Source organism: Streptomyces sp. SID14478 (assembly GCF_010548525.1).
Taxonomy (GTDB): domain Bacteria; phylum Actinomycetota; class Actinomycetes; order Streptomycetales; family Streptomycetaceae; genus Streptomyces.
On sequence record NZ_JAAGMG010000789.1, the window covers coordinates 1 to 8,282 of the forward strand.

Consider the following 8,282-nt stretch of genomic DNA (forward strand, 5'->3'; position numbering starts at 1 on the left):
CGCGGGGCGCGGGCGGACGCGTACCCGGGATCTGGTGCACCGCACCGGCGTGCTGCTCGTGCGCACTCCCGAGGGCGCCACGTGCTTCGACCGGGGGCTCGTGGAGCTGGCCAGGAGCGACCCGGGGTTCGCCGCGCCGCTGGCCGAGTGGCTGGCGGCCGACCCCGGCCAGTGGGCGGCGCTGGTCGGACCGAGCGCCCGGCGGATGATCGAGAACCTGGCCGGGGCCCGCGTCCCCGCGTGACCCCGCCCGATGAGAGCCGCGGGCGGTCGGCATGGCACTCTTAGACCTGCGTATTCGGTAAGTGACGTGTAGAGATCGATCGTCGAGACTGCCGAGACCGTGGAGACGGAATCGGCGTACACAGGTTTGCGAGGAGCAATCACCGTGCAGCGCTGGCGTGGCTTGGAGGACATCCCCCAGGACTGGGGGCGCAGCGTCGTCACCATCGGCTCCTACGACGGGGTGCACCGCGGGCACCAGCTGATCATCGGGCGGGCCGTGGAGCGGGCGCGCGAGCTGGGCGTCCCGGCCGTCGTCGTCACCTTCGACCCGCACCCGAGCGAGGTCGTGCGCCCCGGCTCGCACCCGCCGCTGCTCGCCCCGCACCACCGGCGGGCCGAGCTGATGGCCGACCTGGGCGTCGACGCGGTGCTGATCCTTCCCTTCACCACCGAGTTCTCGAAGCTGTCGCCCGCCGACTTCGTGGCGAAGGTGCTCGTCGACAAGCTCCACGCGCGCGTGGTCGTCGAGGGCCCCAACTTCCGCTTCGGCCACAAGGCCGCGGGCAACGTCGCCTTCCTCGCCGAGCAGGGCGAGACGTACGACTTCGAAGTCGAGGTCGTGGACCTGTACGTCAGCGGCAGCGCCGGGGGCGGCGAGCCCTTCTCCTCCACGCTGACCCGGCGGCTCGTCGTCGAGGGCGACGTGGCGGGGGCCCGCGAGATCCTCGGGCGGCCGCACCGGGTCGAGGGCGTGGTCGTACGGGGTGCGCAGCGCGGCCGTGAGCTGGGCTTCCCCACCGCCAACGTGGAGACCCTGCCGCACACCGCGATCCCCGCGGACGGCGTCTACGCCGGGTGGCTGCACGTGAACGGCGAGGCCATGCCGGCCGCGATCTCGGTCGGCACGAACCCCCAGTTCGACGGCACGGAGCGCACCGTGGAGGCGTACGCCATCGACCGGGTGGGCCTCGACCTGTACGGGCTGCACGTGGCCGTGGACTTCCTCGCCTATGTGCGCGGGATGTCGAAGTTCGACTCGCTGGAGCAGCTCGTCGAGGCCATCGCGAACGACGTGAAGCGCTCCCGTGAGCTCGTCGAAGAGCATGAGGCGTAGGTCACACACCGCGCATGTCACGAACGGGCCCGCCTGTTCCGTCGAGTAGGTGTCAGCACCTACGAAGGAACAACGGCACAGGAGCCCGCCATGGAAGCTCGTCTGAACATGTTCGCCAGCAAGACCGCGATGGGGTTCGTGAAGCGTCTCGTCGGGGCGAACGCGCCGATCGCCGACTCGGCCCTGCCTGCTGCCACGCAGGAACTGGTGAAGATCCGCGCCAGCCAGATCAACGGCTGTTCCGGCTGCCTCGACATGCACACCAAAGAGGCCACGGCCGCCGGTGAGACCGCGCTGCGGCTCCACCTCGTCGCGGCCTGGCGCGAGGCCACGGTCTTCACCGAGGCCGAGCGCGCCGCCCTGGAGGTGACCGAACAGGGCACGCGGCTCGCCGACGGCGCCGGCGGCGTCACGGACGAGGCATGGGCCGACGCGGCCAAGCACTACGACGAGGACCAGCTCGGCGCCCTGGTCTGCCTGATCGCGGCCATCAACGCCTTCAACCGCCTGAACGTCATCACGCAGCAGCCGGCCGGCGGCTACGAGGTGGGCCAGGCGGCGGCGTTCCACAACGACTGACCGGCGCGCCCGGGTGGCCCCGCACAGGGGTCGGGGCCACTCGGTTCTACGGCGTGGCCTCCGTCGCCACCTGCGCCGCGGCCCAGTGACAGGCGACCTGCGACGAGGCCCCGCCCGGGAGCACCGGCAGGTCCTCGGTCCGGCACAGGTCGGCGACGCCCGCCCGCTCGGCCTCCCCGCCGCTCAGGATCTGGCACCGCGCGTGGAACCGGCACCCACCGGGAATCCGGGAGGGGTCCGGCGGCTCACCGGTCAGCACCACCGGATCGCCCGGCGCCTCCGGAAGGACCGACAACAGGGCCTGGGTGTACGGGTGTTGCGGTGACGTCAGCACGTCCTCCACCGGGCCCGTCTCCACGATCCGGCCCAGGTACATCACCGCCACCCGGTCGGCGATGTTCCAGGCGAGACCCAGGTCGTGCGTGACCACGAGCGCGGACAGGCCCAGTTCGTCGCGCAGCTTCAGCAGCAGCGCCAGGATCTCGCCCCGCACCGACGCGTCCAGCGACGCCACCGGCTCGTCCGCGACGATCAGCTCCGGGTCCAGGACCAGCGCGCCCGCGATCACGACACGCTGGCGCTGCCCGCCGGACAACTCGTGCGGATAGCGCAGGAAGAAGCGCTCCGGAGGCCGAAGTCCCGCCCGGGACAAGGCGTGGGCGACCGCCTCGCGCTCGTCGCCCGCGTACCCGTGGATGCGCAGGCCCTCCGCCACCGCGTCGTACACCGTGTGCCGTGGATTGAGCGAACCGCTCGGGTCCTGCAGCACCAACTGCACCCGCTTGCGGTACGCCTTCAGCGCCCGGGAGCCGTAGTCGAGCGGCGCACCCGCGAAGGTGACCTTCCCCGACGTGGGCCGCTCCAGCCCCAGCAGCGTGCGCGCCAGGCTCGTCTTGCCGCAGCCGGACTCGCCGACCAGCGCCACGATCTCGCCGGGCGCGATGTCCAGGTCGACGCCGTCCACGGCGCGGGCCGCCGCGGCACCGCGGCGGCCCGGGAACGTCACCTGCAGCCGGTCGGCGGACAGCAGGGGTGCCGCCGGCACCCGGGGGGCGTCCTGTGCGTCGTCCGTCATGCCGTCGTGCTCCTTGCCTCGACGTCCGTCGCCACGGCGTCACTCGATACGTGGACGCAGGCCGCCCGGCGCCCGGGCCCCGCGTCCCGCAACTCCTGGTCCTGCGTGGCGCACACGTCCAGCGCCACCGGACAGCGCGGGTGGAACGTGCAGCCGGACGGCAGCGCCGACGGGTCCGGGGGATCGCCCGGCAGGCCGCGCGGCGCGAACCGGGAGGTCGGGTCGCCGATGGTCGGGAACGCCGCCGACAGGGCCTTTCCGTACGGGTGCACCGCGTTCTCGTACACCTGGAGGGCCGGGCCCTCCTCCACGACGCGGCCCGCGTACATCACCGCGAGCCGGTCGCAGGTGTCGGACAGGACCGCCAGGTCGTGGCTGATCATGACGAGGCCGAGGTCCTGCTCCGCCACCAACTGCTCGATGAGGCGCAGGATCTGGGCCTGGATCATCACGTCCAGGGCGGTCGTCGGCTCGTCCGCGATGATCAGTTCCGGGTCGCAGGCGAGCGCCATCGCGATCATCACGCGCTGGCGCTGGCCGCCGGAGAGCTCGTGCGGATACGCGTTCGCGCGCGCGGCCGGGAGGCCGACGTGCTCGAGGAGTTCGGCGACCTTCTTCTTCGCGCCGGCCTGCGTGGCCTTCTTGTGCAGCACGATCGGCTCGGCGATCTGGTCGCCGATGCGGTGCACCGCGTTCAGCGAGTGCATCGCGCCCTGGAAGACGATCGAGGCGCCCGCCCAGCGCACCGCCCGGACCTGGCCCCACTTCATGGCCAGGACGTCCTCGCCGTTGAGCAGGATCTCGCCGCTCACCTTGGTCCCGGCGGGCAGCAGGCGCAGCAGCGCGAGCGCGAGCGTGGACTTGCCGCAGCCGGACTCGCCGGCGATGCCGAGCTTGTGGCCCGCCTCGACGGAGAGGTTCACCCCGCGCACGGCCTGTGCCCCGCCGGCGTACGTCACTTCGAGGTCGCGTACTTCGAGAAGGGTCATGACCGGCCTCCCAGCTTCGGGTTGAGGACGGACTCGATCGCGCGGCCGCACAGCGTGAAGGAGAGCGCCACGACGGCGATGGCGATACCGGGCGGCGCCAGGTACCACCAGTCGCCCGCGCTGACCGCGCCCGCCTCGCGCGCGTCCTGCAGCATGCCGCCCCACGAGGTGATGGTCGGGTCGGACAGGCCGAGGAAGGCGAGGGTCGCCTCGGTCAGGATCGCCGAGGAGATGATCATCGTCGTCTGGGCGAGGACCAGCGGCATCACGTTCGGCAGCACGTGCCGCGTCATGATGTGGCCGTGACCGCCGCCGAGGGCGCGGGCCCGCTCGATGTACGGCCGCGACTCCACGGCCAGGGTCTGGGCACGGACGAGTCGGGCCGTGGTCGGCCAGGTCGTCACGCCGATCGCGATGATCACCGTCCACATGGAGCGGTCCATCACCGTGGCGAGCGCGATGGCGAGGACCAGCGTCGGCATCACCAGGAACCAGTCCGTGATGCGCATCAGGACGGTCGAGTACCAGCCGCGGAAGTGGCCCGCGACGATCCCGATGAGCGTGCCGATCGCCACGCACAGGAACGCGGCGAGCAGGCCCACGGTGAGCGAGACCCGTGCGCCGTAGATCAGCAGCGCGAGCACGCTGCGGCCGAACTGGTCGGTGCCGAGCGGGAACTCACCGCTCGGGCCCTCCAGCGGGCCGCCGGGCGCGTCGGTCACGGACTGCGCGTCCTCGCCGGCCAGGACCGGGGCGAGCACGGCGATCAGCGCGATCAGGATCAGCAGGCCGAGGCCCCACAGGCCGCCCTTGTGGGAGCGGTACGAGCGCCAGAAGCGGGCCAGCGACCGGCGCTTGCGGGCACGGGCCAGGGCGCGCGCGTCGGGCGCCTTCAGAGGCTGCGCCTCGGGTTGCGTCGTCATCGTCCCACCCTCGGGTCGAGCAGCGGATAGAGGATGTCGGCGAGGGTGTTCGCGAGGATCACCGCGGTGGCGAACACGAAGAACAGGCCCTGGACGAGCGGGAGATCGGGCACGGACAGGGCCGAGTAGAAGAGCCCGCCGAGGCCCGGCCAGGAGAAGACCGTCTCGACGAGGATCTGCCCGGCGACCACGTGCCCGAGGTTCACGAACATCAGCGTGAACGTAGGCAGCATCGCGTTCGGCACCGCGTGCTTGCGGCGCACGACGTCGTCGCGCAGTCCCTTGGCGCGCGCCGTCGTCAGATAGTCGCTGCCCATCTCGTCGAGCAGCGAGGACCGCATGACGAGCAGCGTCTGCGCGTACCCGACCGCGACCAGCGTGATGACGGGCAGGACCAGGTGGTGCGCGACGTCGATGACGTACGCGAAGCCGCTCTCGCCGCCCGATTCGAGGCCGCCCGTCGGGAACATGCCGGGGATCGGGCCGATGCCGACGGCGAAGACGATGATGAGCAGCAGGCCCAGCCAGAACGACGGGACCGAGTAGAGGGTCAGCGCGAACGCCGTGTTGAAGCGGTCGGACTTCGATCCGTTGCGCCACGCGGTGCGCGTGCCCAGCCAGATGCCGAGCGCCGAGTACAGGACGTACGCCGTGCCGGTGAGCAGCAGCGTCGCCGGGAGGGCGTCGGTGATCTTGTCGATGACCGGCGTGTGGTACTGGAACGAGGTGCCGAAGTCGCCGGTGAGCGCGTCCCCGATGTACGACGTGAACTGCTGCCACATCGGCTGGTCGAGGCCGAACTGGTGGCGCAGGCTCTCCAGTTGCTGCTCGGAGACCTTGCGGCCGCCGGTCATCTGCTTGACCGGGTCGCTCGGGATGAGGCGGAAGAGGAAGAAGCTCGTGACGAGGACGGCGAAGAGCGAGACGATCGCGCCGAAGATCTTCGCCGCCGCGTACTGGAGGTACGCCTTGGTGTTGCGGGCCCGTGGGCCGCGGGCGGCCGACGGCGGCCCGGCCGAAGCCGGGTCGCCGTCGAGGGTCGCCTCCGCGGACTGCACGAGCGCCGGAGTGCTGTCAGCCATGGAACGGTTCCTTATTCGCGGTCGTCCGCGGTGGTCCGGCGGCGCATCGCGAAGAAGACGCCGCCGCCGATGACGACGAGCGCGACGATCACGATGCCGATCACCACGCCGGTGGAGCTGTTCGAGTCCGAGCTGTCGCTGCTGGAGGAGGTCGCCGGCTGGGCCGACCACCAGCTCCAGTACCCGTCCTGGCCGTAGATGTTGCCGGCCGCGGTGGGCATGGTCTCGATGGACTTGATCTGGTCGGTGCGGTAGGCCTCGACCGCGTTCGGGTAGGCCATGACGTTCATGTACCCCGAGTCGTACAGCCAGGACTCCATCTGCTTGACGTAATCGGCGCGCTTGGCCGGGTCGTACTCGGCCAACTGCTTGGCGTACAGGTCGTCGTAGGTCTTGTTGCAGATGCCGTTGTCCGTCGCCGCGCTCTCCTTCGCCTTGGTGGGCAGGGCGGCGCAGGTGTGGATGCCGAGGACGAAGTCCGGGTCCGGGTTCACCGACCACCCGTCGAAGGCGAGGTCGTACTCACCGGCGTACCAGGGCACCGAGACGTCGTCGACGCAGTTGAGCTTGAGGCCGACGCCGATCTTGCCCCACCACTCCTTGAGGTACTTGCCGACCGCCTTGTCGTTCGGGTCGGTGGCGTGACACAGCATCCGGAAGTCCAGCGGCTTGCCGTCCTTGCCGACGCGCTTGCCGTCCTTCATCGGGTAGCCCGCGTCGTCCAGCATCTTGCCCGCGGCCGTGGCGTCGTACGACAGCTTCTGGCTGTCCGTCGGCTTCCAGAAGTAGTCGCCGAAGCGCGGCGGGATGTACCCCTCGCCCTGTTCGGCGTGGCCCTGGAAGACCTTGTCGACGATGGTCTTGGTGTCGACCGCGCGGAACAGCGCCTGGCGCACCTTCTGGTCGAGCAGCGCCTTGTTGCCGTCGCCGAACTTCTGGCCGCTCTTGGTCTTCCAGCCCGGGTTCACGGCGATCGCGTAGAAGCGGCGGCCGGGGCCCTCGTTGACCTTGATGTTCTTCTCGCCCTTGAGCGAGGCCGCCTGAGCGGGCGTCAGGGCGGGGGAGCCGGCGACGAAGGAGACCTCGCCCTTGCGCAGGGCGGCGACCGCGGCGTCCTGGTCCTTGTACGTCTTGAAGACGATCTCGTCGAACTGCGGGGTCTTCGACTTGCGCCAGAAGTCCTTGTTCCGCTCCAGCTTCACGTACTGGTCGGTCTTGTAGTCGGTCAGGATGTACGGACCGTTGCCGACGAGCGGGAACTTGTCGTCGTTGTTGTACTTCGCGTAGTCCTTGACGTCCTTCCAGACGTGCTCCGGCACGATCGGGATGTCGAGGGCCGTCATCGTCGCCTGCGGCTTCTTCAGCTTGATGACGAGCTTCGTGTCACTGGGCGCGGTGACCTTCTCGAAGTTGCCGACGAACGAACCGTTGGCCGTGGCCGCGCCCTCGTCGGTCATCATCTTGTTGAACGTGAAGGCCGCGTCCTTGGCCGTCGTCGGCTGTCCGTCGGACCACTTCGAGTTCGACCGGATGGTGTACGTCCACGTCAACTTGTCGGGCGACGGTTCCCACTTGGTGGCGAGGCCCGGGACGACGTGGTTGTCCTTGGGGTCGTAGTTGGTCAGGAACTCGTTCGTCATCCTGATGATGCTCGTGCTGACCAGCTTCACGGCCAGGAACGGACTCAGCGAGTCGACGCTCTGCGCGACCGCCACGGTGAGGGTCTTCTTGCCGCTGTCAGCCTTGGCCTCGGCGTGCTGGGGCGCCGGGTTGAGCGGCGTGGCCAGGCCCGCCGTGAGCGTGAAGGCAGCGGCGGCCGCCGCCAGGAATAGCCGCACGCCACGCCGCCGGGGGCGTGCCGTTCTGTGGTGCTTGTCTAGCTGAGCCTGTGTATCCATCGGTCGTGGACCTCGCGCATCGCTCGCACAGCATGGCTGGTTCTGGTTCTTTGGGTTTCCAGGTGGAATGAAGTGTTGGTTTATCAGCGGCAGTTGACGCACGTCAACGGCAGATGAACCCCATGTGGCCTGCGGAAATAACGAGTTGACGTGCATTTCACGCGCATTGGTCGAGACCTCTGACGCTTTGCAGGCCAGGGCGTGGCGCCCAAAACGCGGCCATACGCTCCGGTACGCACGAAAGGCCCGCACCGTCCAACGGTGCGGGCCTTTCGGGGAGTTGCTACTGCTGGGGCGGCTGCTGCCAGCCCGGGGGCGGCCCCGGCTGCTGCGGCTGCCCGCCCGGAGCCTGCTGCTGCGGCGGCGGGGGCGGCGGGGTCTGCCAGCCCGGCTGGGG

8 protein-coding genes are annotated in these 8,282 nt (G+C 70.0%); 3 read left to right on the plus strand and 5 right to left on the minus strand.

Annotated features, from left to right (window positions below; genetic code table 11):
• The 3 genes from G3I40_RS26115 to G3I40_RS26125 form a co-directional block, all read left to right on the plus strand.
• The coding region (locus tag G3I40_RS26115) for a hypothetical protein (RefSeq protein ID WP_164304589.1) at window positions 1-244 on the plus strand (244 nt) is incomplete at its 5' end.
• A gap of 144 nt (window positions 245-388) precedes the next feature.
• Window positions 389-1,339, plus strand: coding sequence for a bifunctional riboflavin kinase/FAD synthetase (locus G3I40_RS26120; RefSeq protein ID WP_164304591.1), 951 nt, complete (start codon window positions 389-391; stop codon window positions 1,337-1,339).
• A gap of 90 nt (window positions 1,340-1,429) precedes the next feature.
• Window positions 1,430-1,918, plus strand: coding sequence for a carboxymuconolactone decarboxylase family protein (locus G3I40_RS26125; RefSeq protein ID WP_164304592.1), 489 nt, complete (start codon window positions 1,430-1,432; stop codon window positions 1,916-1,918).
• A 46-nt stretch (window positions 1,919-1,964) separates the two neighbouring features.
• On the opposite strand, the gene G3I40_RS26130 is transcribed toward G3I40_RS26125, so the two are convergent.
• From G3I40_RS26130 to G3I40_RS26150, 5 genes are read right to left on the minus strand one after another with little or no spacing between them, the layout of a single operon-like run.
• On the minus strand, window positions 1,965-2,993 hold the full coding sequence (locus tag G3I40_RS26130) for an ABC transporter ATP-binding protein (protein ID WP_164304594.1): 1,029 nt from the start codon (window positions 2,991-2,993) through the stop codon (window positions 1,965-1,967).
• Window positions 2,990-3,982 (minus strand): ABC transporter ATP-binding protein, encoded by a 993-nt coding sequence (locus tag G3I40_RS26135; RefSeq protein ID WP_164304596.1) that lies wholly within the window; start codon window positions 3,980-3,982, stop codon window positions 2,990-2,992. The genes G3I40_RS26130 and G3I40_RS26135 overlap by 4 nt, the downstream gene beginning before the upstream one ends.
• Window positions 3,979-4,905, minus strand: a complete 927-nt coding sequence (locus tag G3I40_RS26140) for an ABC transporter permease (protein ID WP_164304598.1) — start codon at window positions 4,903-4,905, stop codon at window positions 3,979-3,981. The genes G3I40_RS26135 and G3I40_RS26140 overlap by 4 nt, the downstream gene beginning before the upstream one ends.
• Window positions 4,902-5,987 carry an ABC transporter permease gene (locus tag G3I40_RS26145; protein ID WP_164304600.1) on the minus strand — a complete coding sequence of 362 codons (1,086 nt, stop codon included), beginning with the start codon at window positions 5,985-5,987 and terminating at the stop codon, window positions 4,902-4,904. The genes G3I40_RS26140 and G3I40_RS26145 overlap by 4 nt, the downstream gene beginning before the upstream one ends.
• Before the next feature lie 11 nt (window positions 5,988-5,998).
• Window positions 5,999-7,885, minus strand: coding sequence for an ABC transporter substrate-binding protein (locus G3I40_RS26150; protein ID WP_164304602.1), 1,887 nt, complete (start codon window positions 7,883-7,885; stop codon window positions 5,999-6,001).
• Window positions 7,886-8,282 lie beyond the last annotated feature (397 nt).